19 protein-coding genes are annotated in these 21,934 nt (G+C 60.0%); 6 read left to right on the top strand and 13 right to left on the bottom strand.

From position 1 onward, the window contains the following. Positions 1-195: 195 nt before the first annotated feature. The 3 genes from queD to HZR81_RS09610 all read left to right on the top strand — a co-directional run bounded on the left by queD (position 196) and on the right by HZR81_RS09610 (position 3,251). On the top strand, positions 196-552 hold the full coding sequence (gene queD, locus HZR81_RS09620; RefSeq protein WP_026006452.1) for a 6-carboxytetrahydropterin synthase QueD: 357 nt from the start codon (positions 196-198) through the stop codon (positions 550-552). Between the two features lie 196 nt (positions 553-748). After that, entirely contained in the window at positions 749-2,065 is a 1,317-nt protein-coding gene (locus tag HZR81_RS09615) for a Na+/H+ antiporter family protein (RefSeq protein ID WP_500127961.1), read from the top strand. 121 nt (positions 2,066-2,186) lie between these two features. Beyond that, a complete protein-coding gene (locus HZR81_RS09610; protein WP_326428440.1) occupies positions 2,187-3,251 on the top strand; it encodes an AI-2E family transporter in 1,065 nt (354 codons plus the stop codon). Positions 3,252-3,288: 37 nt separating this feature from the next. On the opposite strand, the gene HZR81_RS09605 is transcribed toward HZR81_RS09610, so the two are convergent. From HZR81_RS09605 to HZR81_RS09555, 11 genes are all read right to left on the bottom strand, one after another. Next, on the bottom strand, positions 3,289-5,283 hold the full coding sequence (locus tag HZR81_RS09605) for a PhoX family protein (RefSeq protein ID WP_500127959.1): 1,995 nt from the start codon (positions 5,281-5,283) through the stop codon (positions 3,289-3,291). Between the two features lie 184 nt (positions 5,284-5,467). Then, positions 5,468-7,063 (bottom strand): isocitrate lyase, encoded by a 1,596-nt coding sequence (locus HZR81_RS09600; protein ID WP_063541741.1) that lies wholly within the window; start codon positions 7,061-7,063, stop codon positions 5,468-5,470. A 481-nt stretch (positions 7,064-7,544) separates the two neighbouring features. Further along, the gene (locus tag HZR81_RS09595) at positions 7,545-8,354 is read right to left on the bottom strand and encodes a secretin N-terminal domain-containing protein (protein ID WP_500127958.1); all 810 of its coding nucleotides are present in this window, start codon (positions 8,352-8,354) and stop codon (positions 7,545-7,547) included. After that, the gene (locus tag HZR81_RS09590; protein ID WP_500127957.1) at positions 8,351-8,980 is read right to left on the bottom strand and encodes a DUF7931 domain-containing protein; all 630 of its coding nucleotides are present in this window, start codon (positions 8,978-8,980) and stop codon (positions 8,351-8,353) included. The genes HZR81_RS09595 and HZR81_RS09590 overlap by 4 nt, the downstream gene beginning before the upstream one ends. A gap of 6 nt (positions 8,981-8,986) precedes the next feature. Continuing rightward, positions 8,987-9,412, bottom strand: a complete 426-nt coding sequence (locus HZR81_RS09585; RefSeq protein WP_063541735.1) for a GNAT family N-acetyltransferase — start codon at positions 9,410-9,412, stop codon at positions 8,987-8,989. Next, entirely contained in the window at positions 9,405-10,571 is a 1,167-nt protein-coding gene (locus HZR81_RS09580; RefSeq protein ID WP_500127956.1) for a ribosomal protein uL16 3-hydroxylase, read from the bottom strand. The genes HZR81_RS09585 and HZR81_RS09580 overlap by 8 nt, the downstream gene beginning before the upstream one ends. Before the next feature lie 77 nt (positions 10,572-10,648). Then, entirely contained in the window at positions 10,649-12,019 is a 1,371-nt protein-coding gene (purB, locus tag HZR81_RS09575) for an adenylosuccinate lyase (RefSeq protein ID WP_102840968.1), read from the bottom strand. Between the two features lie 85 nt (positions 12,020-12,104). Beyond that, positions 12,105-12,743: a high frequency lysogenization protein HflD gene (hflD, locus tag HZR81_RS09570; protein ID WP_102840969.1), complete on the bottom strand. Its 639-nt coding sequence runs from the start codon at positions 12,741-12,743 to the stop codon at positions 12,105-12,107. Next, positions 12,740-13,867, bottom strand: coding sequence for a tRNA 2-thiouridine(34) synthase MnmA (gene mnmA / locus HZR81_RS09565; protein WP_500127955.1), 1,128 nt, complete (start codon positions 13,865-13,867; stop codon positions 12,740-12,742). Before mnmA ends, hflD begins: the two co-directional genes overlap by 4 nt. 67 nt (positions 13,868-13,934) lie before the next feature. Beyond that, positions 13,935-14,375, bottom strand: a complete 441-nt coding sequence (locus tag HZR81_RS09560; protein ID WP_063541725.1) for an NUDIX hydrolase — start codon at positions 14,373-14,375, stop codon at positions 13,935-13,937. Positions 14,376-14,478: 103 nt separating this feature from the next. Further along, a complete protein-coding gene (locus tag HZR81_RS09555) occupies positions 14,479-16,707 on the bottom strand; it encodes an NADP-dependent isocitrate dehydrogenase (protein ID WP_152481333.1) in 2,229 nt (742 codons plus the stop codon). Positions 16,708-17,062: 355 nt separating this feature from the next. On the opposite strand from HZR81_RS09555, the gene icd reads away from it, so the two are divergent. Beyond that, positions 17,063-18,319 carry an NADP-dependent isocitrate dehydrogenase gene (gene icd / locus HZR81_RS09550; protein WP_063541722.1) on the top strand — a complete coding sequence of 419 codons (1,257 nt, stop codon included), beginning with the start codon at positions 17,063-17,065 and terminating at the stop codon, positions 18,317-18,319. Between the two features lie 60 nt (positions 18,320-18,379). Here the strand turns inward: icd and cspD are convergent, their stop codons facing one another. After that, on the bottom strand, positions 18,380-18,643 hold the full coding sequence (cspD, locus tag HZR81_RS09545) for a cold shock domain-containing protein CspD (RefSeq protein ID WP_063541720.1): 264 nt from the start codon (positions 18,641-18,643) through the stop codon (positions 18,380-18,382). A 218-nt stretch (positions 18,644-18,861) separates the two neighbouring features. Between cspD and clpS the strand changes: the two genes are divergently transcribed. Together clpS and clpA are read left to right on the top strand one after the other, a co-directional pair. Continuing rightward, positions 18,862-19,224, top strand: a complete 363-nt coding sequence (gene clpS / locus HZR81_RS09540) for an ATP-dependent Clp protease adapter ClpS (RefSeq protein WP_063541749.1) — start codon at positions 18,862-18,864, stop codon at positions 19,222-19,224. Between the two features lie 29 nt (positions 19,225-19,253). Beyond that, a complete protein-coding gene (gene clpA / locus HZR81_RS09535; protein ID WP_125869157.1) occupies positions 19,254-21,524 on the top strand; it encodes an ATP-dependent Clp protease ATP-binding subunit ClpA in 2,271 nt (756 codons plus the stop codon). A gap of 125 nt (positions 21,525-21,649) precedes the next feature. On the opposite strand, the gene infA is transcribed toward clpA, so the two are convergent. After that, on the bottom strand, positions 21,650-21,868 hold the full coding sequence (gene infA / locus HZR81_RS09530) for a translation initiation factor IF-1 (RefSeq protein WP_002553999.1): 219 nt from the start codon (positions 21,866-21,868) through the stop codon (positions 21,650-21,652). Positions 21,869-21,934 lie beyond the last annotated feature (66 nt).

Genomic DNA, 21,934 nt, shown 5'->3' with positions numbered 1-21,934 from the left:
TCGCATATGCTGGTCGGGGGTTTGCTTTTGGGGCGCGGAAAGGCTGCAGGATCACCGATTTTTTGATGCCGACAAGTTACCGCAGCTGCTCCCTTTGGCGGTGACTGCCCTGCGTAGCAACCTCTGTGCATGAATCACGCGAGCAAAGCGCGTAAAATTGCGCGCTTCGTCGCGATCAGATTACGAGTGCATACAGTGGAAATATTCAAAGAATTCACATTCGAGTCGGCGCACCGTTTGCCGCACGTACCGCAAGGACACAAATGCGGGCGGCTGCATGGCCACTCCTTCCGTGTTGCCTTGTATATAAGTGGGCCAGTGGATCCACATACTGGTTGGATTCGGGATTTCGGTGAGCTGAAATCCATCTTCAAACCGCTCTACGAGCGTTTGGATCACAACTATCTGAACGACATCCCCGGTCTGGAAAACCCCACCAGCGAGAACCTGGCGAAATGGATCTGGAACGAGCTGAAGCCGCTGCTTCCAGAGCTTTCCCGCGTCCGCATTCACGAGACCTGCACAAGCGGTTGTGAATACCGTGGTGAGTGATCATCGCGTTGGGTTTTGTCTGCTCAGTAAAAAGCTGGTACCGCTAACGCCGAGCCAGTGATAGGGAACGGCTACTGACAACTCAGATTACGCTCATTCGTCTTGAATGTGCCGTTCCGATTTTGACAGTTCCGCGCAGTTGCTGCAGAGTGCGGCGCTTTTCTACGCGACTTGGTCGATTATACGGAGATTTGAAATGAACGCAGTTGTTGCGGCGGTCGGCATCATGCTGGTCTTGAGCCTTTGCCGCGTGCACGTGGTCGTTGCACTTATTGCCGGGGCCATGGCCGGTGGGTTGATTGGCGGGTTGGGTATCGAAGGCAGCCTCGCCGCTTTCAACAAGGGCCTGGGTGGTGGAGCGACAGTGGCGTTGTCATATGCTCTGCTTGGTGCGTTCGCCGTAGCCATCGGCAAGAGCGGTCTGGCCCACGCGCTTGCCGACAAGGCTCTGGCTTTGGTCGGAAAGCAAGGCGGCCAGGGCACCGGTGCGGTGAAGTGGATGATGATCGCACTTCTGCTGGCGGTAGCTATCTCGTCCCAGAACATCCTGCCGATTCATATTGCGTTTATTCCTTTGCTGGTTCCGCCGCTACTTTACGTACTGTCGAAGATGAAGATCGACCGGCGCCTGATTGCCTGTGTGCTCGCGTTCGGGCTGATCACTCCTTACATGTTTCTTCCGGTTGGGTTCGGCAACATCTTCCTCAATGAGATTCTGCTGGCCAACGTTGCCAAAAGCGGTGTGGATGTAACCGGCATCAAGGTCACCCAGGCGATGCTGATCCCAGCTTTGGGCATGTTGTCGGGGCTGGCGATCGCCTTCTATAGCTACCGCAAGCCGCGTGAATATGACCTTGCTCGCATCGAGCAGGTAGAGCCCAGTTCGGTACGTTACAGCCCTTTGACCTTGGTGGTGGCAGGCATTGCCGTTGCTGCGGCGTTCGTTATTCAGCTGTGGCTGGACTCGATGATTCTCGGCGCACTCGCAGGGTTCGTGATCTTTTCGGTTTCCGGTGTGGTGCGCTGGCGGGAAGCGGATGACCTGTTTACCGACGGCATGAAAATGATGGCCATGATCGGCTTCATCATGATTGCTGCTGCCGGTTTCGCTGAAGTGATGCGTGAAACCGGTGAGGTGGCACTGCTGGTAGACGCATCCACCGCGTGGATCGGCGACAGCAAGGCCATTGGCGCTTTGTTGATGCTGCTGGTCGGCTTGCTGGTGACGATCGGTATCGGTTCGTCGTTTTCGACCGTGCCGATCATTGCTGCCATCTTCGTGCCGCTTGGTGTCGAGCTGGGATTCAGTCCGCTGGCGATTGTGAGTCTCGTTGGCACTGCAGGCGCGTTGGGTGATGGCGGGTCTCCGGCATCCGACTCCACGCTAGGGCCCACGGCCGGGTTGAATGCCGATGGCCAGCACAACCACATCTGGGACACCGTCGTACCGACATTCCTGCATTACAACCTGCCGCTGCTCGCATTCGGCTGGCTGGCTGCGATGACACTGTAGCGATAAAGCAAGTGGGCCGCCGTCAGGACAACGACGGCCCTATCCCTGATCATCTGTCTGGCCCGCACTCGCGCGCTCGCTCGTTGACTAAACAGTACGAAACGCAGCGACAGGGTCAATAATGGTCAACTCGACGCTCGAGCATAAAGTCTTCCTCGTCCTGCTGGTGGTGGTTTCCCTTGCATTCGGCTGGATCCTTTTGCCGTTCTACGGGGCAGTCTTCTGGGCGGTCATTCTCGCCATCCTCTTCGCGCCTCTGCAGCGCTACCTCTACCGGCGATTCAGGCAGCGCCGTAACCTGGCGGCGCTGTTTACCTTGCTGGTTTGTCTGCTGGTTGCCGTACTGCCGGTCATCTTGATTACGGGCATGCTGGTCCAGGAGGGCGCGACGCTCTACAAGCAGATCGAGAGCGGCGAGTTGGACATCGGCCGTCTGGTATCGGGCCTGAGAGAGCTGTTACCACCATCGGTGCAAATGCAGCTGCAGCGTTTTGGTTTCGGTGACCTAGACTCCATGCGCGAGCGGCTGGCGTCGGGCGCACTCGAGGGCAGTCAGTTTCTCGCAACCAAGGCATTCAGCTTCGGCCAGGGAACATTCCAGTTCCTAGTGAGCTTTTTCGTCATGTTATATCTGCTGTTCTTTTTTATCCGGGACGGCAGAGAACTGGTTGCGCGGATCAGGCAGGCCATTCCGCTCAGCGAGGCGCACAAGCGACGGCTTTTCAACAAGTTCACTCGGGTGGTGCGGGCAACCGTCAAGGGCAATATCGTCGTGGCCGTAACTCAAGGTGCTCTGGGCGGCATCATATTCGCCGTGCTCGGCATCTCCGGCGCGTTGCTCTGGGGCGTACTAATGGCGTTTCTATCTTTGCTGCCTGCAGTAGGCGCTGCGTTGATCTGGACGCCCGTAGCGATCTATTTCCTGATGAGCGGTGCCATCCTGCAGGGAGTGATACTCACCCTTTACGGCGTTCTGGTGATTGGCTTGGTAGACAACATCCTTCGTCCTATCCTGGTTGGCAAGGATACGAAGATGCCAGATTATGTCGTGCTGATTTCAACCCTTGGCGGCTTGGCGTTGTTTGGCCTGAACGGCTTCGTTATTGGCCCGCTTGTCGCCGCGCTGTTCATATCGACCTGGGGATTGTTCACTGCGCCGGATGAAACTGGCGCCGAGCGGGCGTGAAAGCGAGGGGCGGGCTCGCAGCCCGCCCCCCCCATTGCTACATCAGGCGTTTCCCATCTTCGCGACTGATGATGACCGTGGCCGACCTTGGCCTGCGGCCCGTTCCATCCGGCCAGCTGCTGGTGAAATTTGTCGATGTGGAGCCTTCACCAGGATGTTGTATGTTCACGAATAGTGTTCTGAAGTCCGGAGTTGCCGTTATTCCTGTCACTTCAGCGCCCAAGGGGCCGACGAGAAAGCGTCTTGTCTCACCATTCCTTGGATCCGAAACCAACATCTGATTATTGCCAAAAGGCCCTGTGCGCAGCTGACTGCCGCTCATATCGGTCTGAATCCACAAGCGGCCCTCATCATCGAACCACAGGCCATCCGGGCTGGCCATGATGTTGCTGCCGTCGAGAGCGCGGCCTGCAGGGGAACGGCTATCGCTTTCCGGACCGGCGAGCAGATAGAGGTCCCAGTTGAATCGGGTGCCGGCGAAATCCCGACTGGCTTCGCGCCAACGGATGATATGGCCGTAAGCATTAGGCGTCCGTGGGTTGGACGGAATGGCCTGCTCGCGACTGCTGTTGTTGGTCAGGGTGAAATAGACATCGCCGGTATCTGGGTGGACCGCGCCCCATTCTGGCCGGTCCATCTTGGTCGCGCCGACAATGTCGGCAGCCAGCCGCGTATTGACCAGTACTTCTCCCTGGTCCGCGAATCGGATGCCGGCCGCTTCGCAAGCGCGTTGGAAGTCCAGGTTGTCACAGTCCAGTGCCAGCCAGTCGCCACTGCCATCGGGGTTGAAGCGCGCAACATAAAGAGTGCCGTCGTCCAGCAGGCGACCATCGCTACGCTGTGGCCGATAACGATCTCGGCTGACGTACTTGTAGATGTACTCGTTCTGCGAGTCATCTCCGGAATAGCAGACAACGGGACGGCCAGGCTTTACTGGGGCGAACACCAGGCCTTCGTGAGCGAAGCGGCCTAAGGCGGTGTGCTTGACGGGAGTAGCGGTAGGGTCGAATGGGTCGATCTCCACGATCCAGCCGAAGGTGTTCGGCTCGTTTCGATAATCACCACTGGCGTCTGCTGCGGTCCGCGTTGCGTTGAAGCGCTCGAACTCGTCGCCCGCGACCGTCTCCCATCCGTAGCGGCCACTACCACGCACGCCGTAGCGGCTGAGCTCACGTGGAAGCTCGGAATCAGCACTGGCGAAGTAACCGGCCCAGTTTTCTTCGCAGGTCAGGTAGGTGCCCCAAGGTGTATGGCCATTGGAGCAGTTGTTGAGCGTGCCACGGGTTGATGTCCCACTCGGGCTGTAGCGAGTTCGCATCAAGGCATGGCCTCGTGCAGGTCCTTCGATGCGCATCGGCGTCGCACCGGTAATACGTCGATTGCGTGAGCTGGGCAGCACGGACCAATCGCCCCGGGGACCACGACGAATCTCGACTACCGAGACGCCGTGGGCATTGATCTCCTTGCGAACCTCGTCGACATTAGCGCGCTTGCCATCCACGACGGTCGGACCGTTAGGGTGGAGCAGGGGGGCATCGATGTACTCGTGATTGAGGACCAGCAAGCCGTGGTCGCTCTGCCGACCGCCCAGCCTCGCATTCATGGGGAAGAAGTGCATTCCGTCGTGGTGCATGCCGACCTGTTGGGCCTGATCTTCCGCACTGTTGCTGGCGTCTTCCAGCCAGGCTGGGTAGAGCCCGGTAATAGGGGTACCCCAGGGAATGAAGGTGGTCGCGGTATAGCCAGCGGGTACAGTGATGGTGTCGGCCCGGGTAACAGCCACTGGCGCAAAGGGCAGGCGGGTACGACGTCTGAACGGAACATCCTTGATGCCACGGGCCATCGGCTCTGCCGCTTGCGCGAGGCCGGGAAGGGATGCGCCGAGAAAGGCCAGGGCGCCCATGGCTGCGCCGCCCGCGAGGACTTTGCGTCGGCCGAGGGAAATCACATCCTGGATATGCGGATTCGTCGAATGGTTACTGGGCAACTCGTCCCCGTTGCCGAACAGAATGTCGTTGTTCTCAGTAATCACGGCGCAGCTCCATAACGATTGTTGTCGGAGCCATGACGCTAAGGTTCGTATGCGACAAGAGAATGACAGTGGGGCGCGGGCCGACGAAGCGTAACCGTACATTACTCAACCAGTCGAAAAAAAAAGCCCCGGCGAATGCCAGGGCTTCTTCACACCTGCAGCCTGTGAGGCTGCGAACCGGTTCTTAGTGGAACTGGTTCATGGTGTTGTCTTTACCGCTCGCCTTCAGAGCAGCTTCGCCAGCGAAGTACTCCTTGTGGTTGTCGCCGATGTCGGAGCCCGCCATGTTCTGGTGCTTGACGCAGGCGATACCCTGACGCAGTTCCTGACGCTGCACGCCCTTCACGTAGGCCAGCATGCCTTCTTCGGCGAAGTAGCCCTTGGCCAGGTTGTCGGTGGACAGCGCGGCGGTGTGGTAGGTCGGCAGGGTGATCAGGTGGTGGAAGATGCCGGCGTGAGCGGAACCGTCCTTCTGGAAGGTACGGATCTTCTCATCAGCGATCTGAGCCAGTTCGGTCTCGTCGTACTCGACGCTCATCAGCTTGGTGCGATCGTAGGCGGACACGTCCTTGCCTTCGGCAACCATGGCATCGAATACCTGCTGACGGAAGTTCAGGGTCCAGTTGAACGACGGGCTGTTGTTGTAAACCAGCTTGGCGTTCGGGATGACTTCGCGGATGCGGTCAACCATGGCCTTGATCTGGCCAACGTGCGGCTTCTCGGTTTCGATCCACAGCAGGTCAGCGCCGTTCTGCAGGGAGGTGATGCAGTCCAGGACGCAACGGTCTTCGCCAGTGCCCTTGCGGAACTGGAACAGGTTGGACGGCAGACGCTTCGGACGCAGCAGCTTGCCTTCACGCTTGATGACGACGTCGCCGTTGCCCAGTTCGGCTTCGGAGATCTCTTCGCAATCCAGGAAGGAGTTGTACAGGTCGCCCAGGTCGCCCGGCTCTTTGGTCACGGCGATCTGCTTGGTCAGACCGGCGCCCAGGGAGTCAGTACGAGCAACGATCACGCCATTGTCGATGCCCAGCTCGAGGAAGGCGTAACGAACGGCAGCGATCTTGGCGAGGAAGTCGGCGTGCGGAACGGTCACTTTACCGTCCTGGTGGCCGCACTGCTTCTCGTCGGAAACCTGGTTCTCGATCTGGATGCAGCAAGCGCCTGCTTCGATCATGCGCTTGGCCAGCAGATAGGTGGCTTCTGGGTTGCCGAAGCCAGCGTCGATGTCTGCGATGATCGGGACGATGTGAGTTTCGTAGTTGTCGATCTGGCTCTGGATCTCAGCAGCCTTGGCGGAATCGCCGGCCTCACGAGCAGCATCCAGAGCGGTGAACAGCAGGTCCAGCTCACGGCTGTCAGCCTGACGCAGGAAGGTGTACAGCTCTTCGATCAGGTCGGAAACGGCAGTCTTCTCGTGCATCGACTGGTCCGGCAGCGGGCCGAACTCGGAGCGCAGAGCAGCAACCATCCAGCCGGACAGGTAGAGGTAACGCTTGTTGGTGGTCTTCAGGTGCTTCTTGATGGAGATCAGCTTCTGCTGACCGATGAAGCCGTGCCAGCAGCCGAGGGATTGCGTGTAGACGGACGAGTCGGCGTCGTACTCGGCCATGTCCTTGCGCATGATGTCGGCGGTGTACTGAGCGATTTCCAGACCGGTCTTGAAGCGGTTCTGGGCGCGCATGCGAGCGACGGACTCAGGGTTGATGGCGGCCCAGCTGCTGCCGTATTGCTCTTTCAGGGCGGCAACTGCCTTGATGTCGTCTTGATATGCGGACATGTTCAATCCTTCAAAAATAAGTGTGGTTGAGCACCGACTTTTTCCCACCGAACCTACGTTGCTATCGCTGATCAGTGCGGGCAACACGCGGCAGAGCGTCGAAATATCGACCGGGACGAGGATTGAACCAAGGAGAAGGGGAGATACGACCGCCGGGCTGGCTGGTTCCGGTTGCTGCGCCCACAGCCGGCGTGGCTGCCGTGTGCGCTACAACAACTAGAAGCTGGTCAGACTGGCTGATGCGTCAATCGCTACCCCGTCCCTCGGGACGACTCGTTCCAGTCGCAACCTCGTCAGTCCGCCTTGTGGGCAGTACAGTCACGGAACGGCTCGGCTGGTTGGCTGGAGCACGCCCCGGAGACCCTTGCCAGGGCCCCTGGTTAGCGGGAGCGGGCCAATAATGCGCCGCTGTTTTTTCACCGTCAATGGTTTTGTAGTGTTTTTTTTAGGCCACTACATTCTTCTGCGCGTCAGCAGTGTTTCAGTCGAGAACATCCACTTTCAGGCGCATCGAAAGGTTCTGGCTGCCCTGGGTGGAATAGCGACGCAGCGTGCCGCGCTGATCAGAACTCGCGCTTTCATCGACACCGCCCACGGTGATCCATTCGCCGACGCGCCCACTGACGCGGGTATCGGCATTCTGCACTTCGACGACGCCACTGCGGCCCTGAGCGAGTCGGTCGCGGCTGCTGCTGATACTGATCTGCACGCGATCGCCATGCACCGTGGCGGTGGCGTAGAAGCCACGCAGCACATCACGATACTGGGTTTGCTGATAGATCTGGCCATAGCCATCGATGCCCTGAGTCGTCAGCGGAACACTCTGGCCAACCTGAATGAGCGCCGGATAGCCCTCGCTGGCCTGGATCTGCTGAATGCCACCGTCCCGGCTGTTGGTAGTGCGACGAATGATGCGAACCTGGTCTCTGCCTCCGAACTCGCCGCGGCCCGTTTCGAACTCCACGTCGCCGGCGCGTACCGAGCCGTCTACCCGATATCCTCCCGTCGCGCTGCTAGCCGAGTCTTGGGTATCGACGCTGATCAACAGGCGTTTGGGGGCTACATCCAGCTGATCGACCACTTGCCGCAGCTCGCGGATTAGGGAATCCGGTGCGTTGACGATGAGTTGATTGCCGTATGCGGTGACGCGGCCCTGACCGCCCAGTACCGATTCGGCGACCGGCAGCACATCCTCGGCCATGCGGTTGTTGAGCTGAATGACTTCGGTTGCCGCTTGCAGTGGCAGACAGATGCTGAGCGCGACGGCCAGCAGCGCGATACGAGGGTTCATAACAGGAAACTCCGCAGATTTGCGTCCGATAGGCCATGATCCCATGCCTTGTCGAACTCCGACTGGCGTATACGCACGCGGGCAGGGTCGTGGTACAGGGCAAAGCCAGCATACTGGTCAGTCTTGGGGCGCTCCAGCAGGCCACAACTGTCGACGATCAGATAGGTACCATTTTGCTCGGGATAGTCGGGGTTCAGCTTGCGGATATGTACATTGCTGGTCAGCCGACGGGCAAGCTGAAGAAAGCGATGGCCGTCTTTCACTGCGCGAGTGGGATCGCCGACGAGGATGCGCAGTTGGTTGCGGGGATGGGCCAGCAGGAGACGAGTGCAGGCGTGCTGGATGGTGCTGTGGTGATAGAGCCAGGGTTCGAGATCGGTGCTGTAGATACACACCGAGCGGCTCGCCTGTTGCAGCATGGCCAGGGCATGCTGACGAACCTCGCTCGCTTTGTCGAAACGCTGTATGCCGACATCTTGTCCGAGAAGGAAGGCAGCCGCCATCCAGGCTTCGGGCTCGGGTAGGTCGGTGGGTGGATTGTGAACGGCGAAGCGTCCCGGGGAGTGAAAATCGATAGCCGGCAGCTCGATCTGCTCACTTCGCTCTTCCGGGACGTCGTCGCTCATTTTGCCTCACTGGCTCCGGCGGAGCATGTCCACGTGGGGAATTCCAGCTTCGATGAACTCGTCGCTGACGACTTCGAAGCCGAGACGCTCGTAGAACGCGGTGGCATGAACCTGCGCAGTCAGCGTTTGCTCGGTCAGGCCGCGACGCTCAGCTTCGGCAATGACCGCATGCATCAGCGCGTCGCCGACGTTCATGCCGCGCCAGTCGCGCAGTACCGCTACGCGACCGATCTGCCCGTCGGCCAGAAGCCGTGCGGTACCGATCGGATACCCTCCCTCGAGCGCGAGGAAGTGCACTGCTTCGGCATCGTCGGCGTCCCACTCCTGCTCGGGCGGAACGGCCTGCTCGGCAATGAACACGGCCTCGCGGATGCGCCGTAATTCGGCATTGTCCTGCTGCCAGTCGGCGATCCGTACCTGAACGCTATTCATCAGCAAACTCCAGACTTCCTTGCTTGACCAGCTCGCACAAGAGGCTGCGGCCATCCTCATCCCCCAGCCACTGACCGACGTTGTCGACATGCAGCGCGTCGGCCGAACAAAGCAACCTCAACAGTTCGCGCAGCTTAGAGGGAAGCAGGCGGCTCTGACCACTGGCGAACAGTAGCAGGCCGATATCCACTTCGCTCCAGGCCAGGCGGGCCGCCGGATTGCGTACCAGTATCGCGCCGTCCTCCAGTGCCGACAGAAGTTCCTCCTCGCCGAGCTCCGGGCCTTCGACACGCTCCGGATAGCGTGGCTCGGTCATGAACTGGCCGAACCAGGTGAGCAGCAGACGCTCATCGCTCATATGCTCCGCGAGTAGAGCCTTCAGCCGATCCAGGGCATCGCTCTGGATCTGGAAAGGATCATCGCTGGGTTGTAGGTCGGCATCACTGTACCGCTCTTCGTCCGGCAGGAACTGTGCGAGGAAGTCGGTGAAGTGGGTCAGGACTTCGGCGGCGCTTGGGGCGCGAAAGCCGACCGAATAGGTCATGCAGGCATCCTCGGCGGTGCCGAAGTGAGCGAGGCGGGGCGGCAGGTAAAGCATATCGCCCGGTTCCAACACCCATTCATCAGTTCCCTGGAACTCGGCGAGGATGCGCAGATCGCCATGGGCGAGCATCGGGCTTTCGCTGTCGCACATCTGCCCGATGCGCCAGCGGCGCTGGCCGTGGGCCTGCAGCAGGAATACATCGTAGTTGTCGAAATGAGGCCCTACGCCGCCGCCTGGGGCGGCATAGCTGATCATCACATCGTCGATGCGCCAGTTCGGCAGAAAGCGGAAATGTTCGATCAGTTCGGCGACGTCCGGTACGAGCTGATCGACCGCCTGCACCAGCAATGTCCAGTCACGCTCCGGCAGTTGCTGGTAAGTGTCCTCGCTGAACGGACCGCGGCGCAGCTCCCAGGGGCTTTCGCCGTGCTCGATGACCAGGCGGGACTCGACGTCTTCCTCGAGCGAGAGACCAGCCAGTTCGTCGGGCGAAATGGGGCTCTGAAAACCCGGGATGGCCTGGCGGATCAGCAACGGCTTCTTCTGCCAGTAATCGCGCAGGAATTCCCGGGCACTGATGCCGCCCAGAATTTGAAGTGGAATATCAGAAGTCATGCGTAACACCTTGCTCTATATGGCAGAGCTGAAAATAAAAACGCCCGGCACAGCCGGGCGTGCAGGCATGGGGGCGATCAGATGCGCTTGGCCTGAGCGGCAGCGTTGCCGATGTAGCTTGCCGGCGTCAGCTTGCGCAGCTCCGCCTTGGCTTCGGCCGGAATGTCGAGGCCGTCAATGAAGGCCTGCAGCGCGTCGGGCGTAATGCCTTTGCCGCGGGTCAGATCCTTCAGCTTTTCGTAGGCATTCTCCACGGCATAACGACGCATGACGGTCTGTACCGGCTCGGCCAGCACTTCCCAGCAGGCATCGAGGTCTTCGGCGATGCGGGCAGCGTTGAGCTCCAGCTTGCCGATGCCTTTGAGGCTCGCCTCGTAGGCGATGACGCTGTGGGCGAAGCCGACGCCCAGGTTGCGCAGGACGGTGGAGTCGGTCAGATCGCGCTGCCAGCGGGAAATCGGCAGCTTGCTGGCCAGGTGCTGGAACAGTGCGTTGGCGATGCCGAGGTTGCCTTCGGAGTTCTCGAAGTCGATTGGGTTGACCTTGTGCGGCATGGTCGAAGAGCCGATCTCGCCGGCAACGGTCTTCTGCTTGAAGTAACCGAGAGAGATGTAGCCCCAGATGTCGCGATCGAAGTCGATGAGGATGGTGTTGAAGCGTGCAATGGCGTCGAACAACTCGGCGATGTAGTCGTGCGGCTCGATCTGTGTGGTGTAGGGGTTCCACGACAGGCCCAGATCACCCTCGATGAATTCACGGGCGTTGGCTTCCCAGTCGACGTCGGGGTAGGCGGACAGGTGGGCGTTGTAGTTGCCCACGGCGCCGTTGATCTTGCCCAGCAGCGGCACGGCGGCGACCTGAGCGATCTGCCGCTCCAGGCGATAGACCACGTTGGCCAGTTCCTTGCCAAGGGTAGTCGGGGAGGCCGGCTGACCGTGGGTGCGCGACAGCATCGGCACGTCGGCGAACTGCACGGCCAGGCCGCGGATGGCGTCGGCGAGCTGGCGCATCAGCGGCAGCAGAACAGTGTCACGGCCTTCGCGCAGCATCAGCGCGTGGGACAGGTTGTTGATGTCTTCGCTGGTGCAGGCGAAGTGGATGAATTCGTTGACCTTGGCGAGTTCAGGCAGCTGCTTGGCCTGCTCCTTGAGCAGGTACTCCACGGCTTTTACATCATGGTTGGTGGTGCGCTCGAATTCCTTGACGCGCTCGGCATGCTCCAGCTGGAAGTCCTCGGCAAGCTGATTCAACAGCGCATTGGCTTCGGCGGAGAAGGGCGCGACTTCCGGAACGCCCGGGTGGGCTGCCAGGCGCTGTAGCCAGCGGACTTCGACCTGGACACGGCAACGAATCAGGCCGAATTCGCTGAAGATCGGGCGCAGGGCGCTGGTTTTGCCGGCGTAGCGGCCATCGACGGGGGAAACCGCCGTGAGCGAGGAAAGCTGCATAGAGGGCATTCTCGGACAGTCGGGCAACGAAAAGGGCGCAGATTATACACGAATGTAGCGGCACATCCCGGTCCATTCTCCCCGGTTATCGGTCTTCGCTCTGTGTCGAGCGCAGTCGAGGATAGAGTGCATCGAGCAGCTTGCGCCGGCTGAAAATCAGCTGCCAGCGGTGCCCGCCAAGCTGGCGCCAGAGGCGGGCGGAGCGGATGCCGGCGAGCAGCAGCGCGCGAATCTTGGCGGCATTGTCGGTCTGCTGCAGGTGGCGCATGTCGCCTTGGACCTGGATGCGCTGACGGAAGGTGCTCAGCGTGTCCTGATAGAGCCCGCCGAACGAGGCGACGACATTCTCGTGGGTGATGCCGAAGTGCTCGACCTGCTGTTGAATCTGATCCAGCCGGCTTCCGATGACCTGCAGCATGTCGTCGCGTTTGTCGAGCTGCCGCTCAAGGCCGATCATCGCCAGGGCATAGCGCAACGGCTCTCGCTGCAGGCTGCTGCTGTCGCGTTCCAGCGCGCCGACCAGCGCGCGGTAGCCGTCACGCAGGTTAAGGTCGTCGCCGCCATAGATTTCCAGCGTAGTCTGCGGGTTGCGCGCCAGCAGACTGCCGAGCATGCAGCCGAGCGCGGCATTCGGCACCTGGCCGGTTCGGGCAATGCGGTCGACCAGCGTGGCGGCTTCGAATACCGCCCCAAGCGCGATCAGCTGTTCATCCAGATTACTCATGGGCGGCCCTCGAACCAGGGTTCTGCCTTTTCGATGACGCCGCCGCCGAGACAGACTTCGCCATCGTAGAACACCACCGACTGGCCAGGCGTGACGGCGCGTTGCGGCGCTTCGAACACTGCGCGATAGCCATCGGGCGTCCGTTCCAGCGTGCAAGCCTGGTCGCTCTGGCGATAACGAACCTTGGCGGTCAGCTTGAGCGGGGCGCTGAGGTCCACGGGATTCACCCAGTAGATCTCGGAAGCCAGCAGCGCGCGGGAGAACAGCCACGGGTGGTCATTTCCCTGGCCGACGATCAGCACGTTGCGCTGCAGATCCTTGCTCAGCACATACCAAGGCTCGTCGGAGGCATCTTTGAGGCCGCCGATGCCGAGCCCCTGACGCTGGCCGATGGTGTGATACATCAGGCCGTGGTGACGGCCGATCACCTCGCCGTCGACCGTTTCGATGTTTCCCGGTTGGGCCGGCAGGTACTGCTTGAGGAAATCACTGAATCGCCGTTCGCCAATGAAGCAGATGCCGGTGGAATCCTTCTTCTTTGCCGTGGCCAGACCATGCTTCTCTGCAATCGCGCGGACCTCGGGCTTCTCCAGCTCGCCGACGGGAAACAGCGTCTTGGCCAGTTGCTCGCCTCCGACGGCATGCAGGAAGTAGCTTTGGTCCTTGTTGGGGTCGAGGCCCTTGAGCAGTTCGCTGCGGCCATCGCGGTCACGTCGCTGCACGTAATGGCCAGTGGCGATGAGGTCAGCACCGAGCATCAGGGCGTAATCGAGGAACGCCTTGAACTTGATTTCCCGGTTGCAGAGGATGTCCGGGTTCGGCGTGCGCCCGGCCTTGTATTCGGCGAGGAAGTGCTCGAACACGTTGTCCCAGTACTCGGCAGCAAAGTTGGCGGTGTGCAGCTTGATGCCGATGCGGTCGCACACGGCCTGGGCATCGGCCAGGTCTTCCTTGGCGGTGCAGTACTCCGTGCCGTCGTCCTCTTCCCAGTTCTTCATGAACAGGCCTTCGACCTGATAGCCCTGTTCGAGCAGCAGGAGAGCGGAAACGGACGAGTCGACGCCGCCGGACATGCCAACGATAACGCGGGTGTTTTCCGGGGCGGAGAGGGTCGCAACAGACATAGAAGTACGCCAAGGTTTTGCAAAGGGGCGAATTCTATCAGCTGACGCTGGCGTGACGAAGGTGAGATCAGTTTCGAATGACGTCAAGCGGATGCAGCGGCCCGGCCAGGTAGTCATCGATGCAGCGCGGAACCAGTTCGCTGCGCCAGCGCTCGGGTTGCTGGGCCAGCTCCTCGCGGCTCAACCAGCGGGCTGCGACGATGCCATCGTCGAGTGATCGTTGCGCATCGTGGCGCAGGGCCTTGGCGGCAAAGCACACGCGCTGATAGGTGACGCCGTTGCTCGGAGCGGTATACAGGTAGATGCCGATCAGGCCGGTGAGCTCGACCTCCCAGCCCGTTTCCTCCAGCGTTTCCCGAATGGCGGCCTCGCGCAGATTCTCATTGGCCTCCAGGTGGCCGGCGGGTTGGTTGAGCACCAGACGGCCTGCCTTGAGCTCCTCCACCAGGAGGAAGCGGCCCTGGTCTTCGATTACGGTCGCGACGGTGATGTGGGGTTGCCAATCCATGGAGATGCCTTGTGCAAATGAAGCGATCATAGCAGCAGCTAGACCGCTGAAAGCACGAACCCCGGCGCAAGGCCGGGGTTCGTATCGACGCTCAGGTGTCGACTCAGGCGTTCAGCGCGGCCAGGGCGGCGTTGAAGGTGGCGCTGGGGCGCATCACCTTGCTGGTCAGCTCCGGGTTGGAGCGGTAGTAGCCGCCGATGTCGACCGGCTTGCCCTGCACGGCTGCCAGTTCGGCGACGATGGCCGCTTCCTGCTCGGTCAGAGTCTTGGCCAGCGGAGTGAAGTGAGCCTTCAGCTCGGCATCTTCGTCTTGCGCGGCCAGAGCTTGCGCCCAGTACAGTGCCAGGTAGAAGTGGCTGCCGCGGTTGTCGATCTGGCCAACCTTGCGCGCCGGGGACTTGTTGTTGTCCAGCAACTTGCCAGTGGCCTGGTCCAGGGTTTTGCCGAGGATCTTCGCCTTGCTGTTGCCGGTCTTGATGCCAGTCTCCTCCAGCGAAACCGCCAGGGCGAGGAACTCACCCAGCGAATCCCAGCGCAGATAGTTTTCTTCCACCAGTTGCTGGACGTGTTTCGGTGCGGAGCCACCAGCGCCGGTCTCGTACATGCCGCCGCCGGCCATCAGCGGAACGATGGACAGCATCTTGGCCGAGGTGCCCAGTTCCATGATCGGGAACAGGTCGGTCAGGTAGTCGCGCAGCACGTTGCCGGTGACGGAGATGGTGTCCTTGCCGCGGATCATGCGCTCCATGCTCAGGCGAATGGCCTCGTTGTAGCCCATGATGCGAATGTCCAGGCCGCTCAGGTCGTGCTCCTGCAGATAGGTTTCGACCTTCTTCTGCAGTTGCATGTCGTGGGCACGCTCCGGGTCCAGCCAGAACACGGCCGGGGTGTTGGACTGGCGGGCGCGGGTAACGGCCAGCTTGACCCAGTCGCGGATCGGCGCGTCCTTGGTCTGGCAGGCGCGCCAGATGTCGCCTTTCTCGACCTCGTGCTGCATCAGAACGGTGCCATCGGCCAGTACGACGCGCATGGTGCCGTCGGCGTGCATTTCAAAGGTCTTGTCGTGCGAGCCGTATTCCTCAGCCTTCTGCGCCATCAGACCGACGTTCGGCACGCTGCCCATGGTGACCGGGTCGAAGGCGCCGTTGGTTTTGCAGAAGTTGATCATTTCCTGGTAGATGCGGGCGTAGGTGCTCTCCGGCATCACCGCCTTGGTGTCCTTCTGCTTGCCATCCTTGCCCCACATCTGGCCGGAGTTGCGAATCATCGCCGGCATTGAGGCGTCGACGATCACGTCGCTCGGGATGTGCAGGTTGGTGATGCCTTTGACCGAGTCGACCATCGCCATTTCCGGACGGTGGCTGTAGACCTCATGGATGTCATGCAGGATTTCTTCCTGCTGCGAAGCGGGCAGGGACTTGATCTTGTCGTAGACGCTGCTGATGCCGTTGTTCGGGTTGACGCCCAGCTCCTTGAACAGATCGCCGTACTTGTCGAAGACGTCCTTGTAGTAGACGCTCACGGCATGGCCGAAGACGATCGGGTGGGAGATCTTCATCATGGTCGCCTTGACGTGCAGGGACCACATCACGCCGGTTTCCTTGCAGTCCTGCAGGGTGTCTTCGAAGAAGGCGCGCAGCTTGTTGCAGCTCATGAACATGCCGTCGAGCACTTCGCCTGCCTGCAGGGCGAGCTGCTTCTTGACCTCGACCTTGCCGTCCTTGCCAACGAACTCGATGCGCACGTCACCGGCTTTTTCCATGGTGATCGACTGCTCGCTGGAGAAGAAGTCGCCGCCGCGCATGTAGTCGGCGTGCGACTGCGACGCCTTGCTCCACTTGCCCATCGAATGCGGGTGCTTGCGGGCATAGGCTTTGACGGCGGCCGGAGCGCGGCGGTCGGAGTTGCCTTCGCGCAGCACCGGGTTCACGGCGCTACCGAGCACCTTGCTGTAACGTGCGCGCGCATCTTTCTCGGCGTCGGTTTGCGGGTCTTCAGGGAAGTTGGGAATGTTGTAACCCAGGGCCTGCAGTTCAGCGATGGCTGCCTTGAGCTGCGGAACGGAGGCGCTGATGTTGGGAAGCTTGATGATGTTGGCGTCGGGCTGATTGGTCAGCTCGGCAAGCTTGGCCAGATCGTCTTCGACTTTCTTGTCGGCATCCAGCTGATCGGCAAAGCCCGCAAGGATGCGCCCTGCAAGAGAGATGTCGCGTGTTTCGACGGAGATGTCAGCGGAGGCTGCGAAGGCTTCTACAATGGGAAGAAGCGAATAGGTGGCCAGGGCTGGAGCTTCGTCGGTGAAGGTATAGATGATCTTCGAAGGGGTGGACATTTAGCGTTAACTCTCTTCTTGCTGGGCGTGCACAGAATCCCGAGTGCGCCGGGTAGGCGCCCTAGCTCTCCATCTAGTCGAGCCAGAAGGGGATTCGCCGCGGTGATGATGGATGCACCAATAGAGTGTCGAGCATTTGAACCGCCGAGCCGCGGTGGCAGCGTCAGGGTTCAAGGGGCGGGTCTGGTACAGGCTCGTCCCTTATGACTTGTGAGTCATCGCGGCAGTATACCATCGAGCCCCCCTCTGGCAGAACGGCATTGCACATACGACGAACGAACATGTAGTTTCAGGCGATTCGAGTGGGGTACCCTCGAACGACGATCGATGTCTAACCACGAAGACGGAGTCCAGCATGGGATACCAAAAGATCCAGGTGCCAGCCAGCGGTGACAAAATCACCGTCAATGCCGATAACACCCTGAACGTTCCCGACAATCCGATCATTCCTTATATAGAGGGGGACGGCATCGGCGTCGACATCAGTCCCGTGATGATCAAGGTTGTGGACGCAGCCGTGCAGAAGGCCTACGGCGGCAAGCGCAAGATCGCCTGGATGGAAATCTATGCTGGCGAGAAAGCCACTCAGGTCTATGACCAGGACACCTGGCTGCCAAAAGAAACCCTGGAGGCGGTGCGCGATTATGTGGTTTCCATCAAAGGACCGCTGACCACGCCGGTTGGAGGCGGTATCCGTTCGCTGAACGTTGCGCTGCGTCAGGAACTGGACCTCTATGTCTGCCAGCGCCCGGTTCGCTGGTTCACTGGCGTTCCGAGTCCCGTGAAGAACCCAGGCGATGTGGACATGGTGATCTTCCGCGAGAACTCCGAAGATATTTACGCCGGTGTCGAGTGGAAAGCCGGCTCCCCTGAGGCGGAGAAGGTCATCAAGTTCCTCACCGAGGAAATGGGCGTCAAGAAGATCCGCTTCACCGAGAACTGCGGCATCGGCATCAAGCCCGTCTCGCTGGAAGGTACCAAGCGTCTGGTTCGCAAGGCGCTGCAGTATGCCGTGGACAATGATCGTGACTCGGTCACCTTCGTCCACAAAGGCAACATCATGAAGTTCACCGAGGGTGCTTTCAAGGAGTGGGGCTACGAAGTCGCTCGCGACGAGTTCGGCGCCGAACTGCTCGATGGTGGACCCTGGATGCAGTTCAAGAACCCCAATACCGGCAAGAACATCGTGGTCAAGGACGCCATCGCCGATGCCATGCTGCAGCAGATTCTGCTGCGTCCGGCCGAATACGATGTCATCGCCACGCTCAACCTGAACGGTGACTACCTGTCCGACGCTTTGGCTGCCGAGGTTGGTGGTATCGGCATCGCTCCGGGCGCCAACCTGTCCGACACGGTGGCGATGTTCGAGGCGACCCATGGCACGGCGCCCAAGTATGCCGGTCAGGACAAGGTCAATCCTGGTTCGTTGATCCTTTCAGCGGAAATGATGCTGCGTCACATGGGGTGGGTCGAAGCTGCCGACTTGATCATCAAGGGCACTGAAGGTGCCATTGCTGCCAAGACCGTCACTTATGACTTCGAGCGGCTGATGGATGGCGCGCAGCTGATGTCTTGCTCGCAGTTCGGCGATGCAATGATCAGCCATATGTAAGCGAGCGCAAGCAAAAAAGGCCGATCGACTGATCGGCCTTTTCATTTGCCCCGGAAGACGTCAGGCGTCGACCGTGGAAGCACCTTGGGCAGCAGCAGGAGTCGTCGCTTCGGACATGGCCTGCTGGGGCCGAATGTCGGTTGCGTGGAGGCCTTTCGGACCCTGCAGGATATTGAACATGACCGCTTGCCCAGCTTTCAGCGTTCTGTAGCCGTCCATCTGGATGGCCGAGTAGTGGGCGAACAGGTCCTCATCGCCGCCGTCTGCTACGATGAATCCGTAGCCTTTGGCGTTGTTGAACCACTTGACCTTACCGCTTAGCATGCTGTTATCCCTCTGCAAAGGAGTCCATTACTGGAGTAACATCCATTTCATTCCGCGCTTATGCAGCCCGAGGCCTCATGTTGCGCAACCCGTTTGCCGTTGTAGGCACTTACTGTTTGTATCACCGTTTTGCCGATAGTCAAGGCGACTCGTCAGCTGGCTGCGAAGCTGTCCATATTTATCTGGCCCCCACGCCACGACCTAGAACCGTTATGCGCATGCATGCATTTGCTCAGATTCGACTAACATTCAATCAGGATCGCCCCTTGGGGGACGAAGACGACGCCTCTGGCCTGGCGGTTCAAGAGGCCAAGCCGGAACTCAAGGCACCACCGATGTATAAAGTTGTCATGTTCAATGACGACTACACGCCGATGGATTTCGTCGTCGAGGTACTGGAAGGCATTTTCAATCACGGCAGGGAGCAGGCGACCAAGATCATGCTCGCCGTTCATACTGAGGGGCAGGCCGTCTGTGGGATATACACCCGCGACGTGGCCGAAACCAAAGCGATGCAAGTGAATCAATATGCAAGGGAATGCCAGCACCCGCTGCTTTGTGAGATCGAGAAGGACGGTTAACTCCGACTGCTGGGGATGAGGTGAAAGCTATGTTGAACCGTGAACTCGAAGTCACTCTGAATCTGGCTTTCAAAGAGGCACGTACCAAGCGTCATGAGTTCATGACGGTTGAACACCTCCTGTTGGCCCTACTGGACAATGAAGCGGCTGCTACCGTACTCCGCGCCTGTGGTGCGAGCCTGGATAAGCTCCGGCACGACCTGCAGGAATTCATTGACTCCACCACACCACTCATTCCACAGCACGATGAAGAGCGCGAAACCCAGCCAACCTTGGGTTTTCAGCGCGTTCTGCAGCGTGCCGTATTTCATGTGCAGAGCTCCGGCAAGCGTGAAGTGACCGGTGCCAATGTTCTGGTCGCCATCTTCAGCGAACAGGAAAGCCAGGCGGTCTTTCTGCTCAAGCAGCAGAACGTGGCGCGTATCGATGTCGTCAATTACATCGCCCACGGCATCTCCAAGGTTCCGGGAAGTTCCGGCAGCCCCGAGAACGATGCCGACATGCAGGACGAGGATGGTGGCGAGACGGGTGCTTCCAGCAATCCGCTGGATGCCTATGCCAGCAACCTGAACGAGCTGGCACGCCAGGGACGGATCGATCCGCTGGTCGGGCGCGAGCACGAAGTCGAGCGAGTTGCGCAGATCCTGGCGCGTCGGCGCAAGAACAATCCCTTACTGGTCGGCGAGGCCGGTGTCGGCAAGACGGCCATTGCCGAGGGGCTGGCGAAGCGGATCGTAGATAACCAGGTGCCCGATCTGCTGGGTGATAGCGTTGTGTATTCGCTGGATCTTGGTGCACTGCTGGCTGGCACCAAGTACCGCGGCGATTTCGAGAAGCGCTTCAAGGCGCTACTCGGGGAGCTGCGCAAGCGGCCTCATGCCATCCTGTTCATCGATGAGATCCACACGATCATCGGCGCCGGTGCGGCATCTGGCGGTGTGATGGATGCGTCCAATCTGCTCAAGCCGCTGCTGTCGTCGGGCGAGATCCGCTGCATCGGTTCCACTACATTCCAAGAGTTTCGCGGCATCTTCGAGAAGGATCGCGCCTTGGCGCGCCGTTTCCAGAAGGTCGACGTCACCGAGCCTTCGGTCGAAGATACCATTGGCATCCTGCGCGGGCTCAAGGGGCGTTTCGAGCAGCATCACAAGATCGAGTACAGTGACGAGGCGTTGCGTGCGGCTGCGGAGCTGGCTTCGCGCTATATCAATGATCGCCATATGCCGGACAAGGCCATCGATGTAATCGACGAGGCTGGTGCCTATCAGCGTCTGCAGCCGGAAGGGCAGCGGGTCAAGTGCATCGACGTCGAGCAGGTTGAGGATATCGTAGCGAAGATCGCGCGAATTCCTCCGAAGCACGTCAGCAGCTCCGACAAGGAATTGCTGCGTAATCTTGAGCGCGACCTGAAGCTCACGGTGTTTGGACAGGACGATGCGATCGACTCGCTGGCGACTGCCATCAAGCTGTCTCGTGCTGGACTGAAGGCACCGGACAAGCCGGTGGGTTCCTTCCTCTTCGCCGGCCCGACGGGGGTCGGCAAGACCGAAGCGGCACGCCAGTTGGCTCGTGCCTTGGGGGTCGAGCTGATTCGCTTCGACATGTCCGAGTACATGGAGCGCCATACGGTCTCGCGCCTGATCGGTGCGCCTCCGGGATATGTCGGATTTGATCAGGGCGGTCTGTTGACCGAAGCTATCACCAAGCAGCCACATTGCGTGCTATTGCTGGATGAGATCGAGAAAGCCCATCCGGAAGTCTTCAATTTGCTGCTGCAGGTGATGGACCACGGCACGCTCACCGACAACAACGGGCGCAAAGCCGATTTCCGCAACGTGATCATCATCATGACCACCAATGCTGGGGCGGAAACCGCGGCGCGGGCGTCCATTGGCTTCACCCTGCAGGATCACGCGTCCGATGCCATGGAAGTCATCAAGAAGAGCTTCACGCCAGAGTTCCGCAACCGTCTGGACACCATCATCCAGTTCGGCCGTCTGAGCCATGATGTCATCAAGAGCATCGTCGACAAGTTCCTGATCGAACTGCAGGCGCAGCTCGAGGACAAGCACGTGACGCTGGAGGTGTCGGATGCCGCCCGCGGCTGGCTGGCGGAGCACGGCTATGATGCCCAGATGGGCGCCCGGCCGATGGCCAGGCTGATCCAGGACAAGATCAAGCGGCCGCTGGCCGAAGAAATCCTGTTCGGAGAGCTGGCCGAACACGGCGGTGTGGTGCATATCGATATTCGTGACGGCGAGCCGTTCTTCGAATTCGAAACCACTGCAGAGCTGGCCTGACGGCCATTGAGACGAGCGCCCGGCCTCTGTCGGGCGTTTTCGTTTGTGCGGATTGCTGGCGGTGCGCAATGGCTGGCACAAACAAAAAAGCCCGGTAAGACCGGGCGTTTTTTCTCGCGACTCGCTTAGCGGGCGCGGTAGGTGATGCGACCCTTGCTCAGATCGTAAGGGGTCAGCTCCACGCGAACCTTGTCACCGGTAAGAATCCGGATGTAGTTCTTGCGCATCTTTCCGGAGATGTGCGCAGTAACGACGTGCCCGTTTTCCAACTCCACGCGAAACATGGTGTTGGGCAGGGTGTCGACGACAGTACCTTCCATTTCGAAGCTGTCTTCTTTCGACATTCAGTAAAGTCCTCGGTATTCAGGTAATTGGCCCGTAGATGCACGGGCAAAAGCGGCAAGCATTGT

The organism is Pseudomonas sp. LM13 (genome assembly GCF_041381355.1).
In the GTDB taxonomy this organism is placed as follows: Bacteria; Pseudomonadota; Gammaproteobacteria; order Pseudomonadales; family Pseudomonadaceae; genus Stutzerimonas; species Stutzerimonas frequens.
Note: the sequence above shows the minus strand (reverse complement) of the source record. Positions and strands in the feature narration are given on the sequence as shown.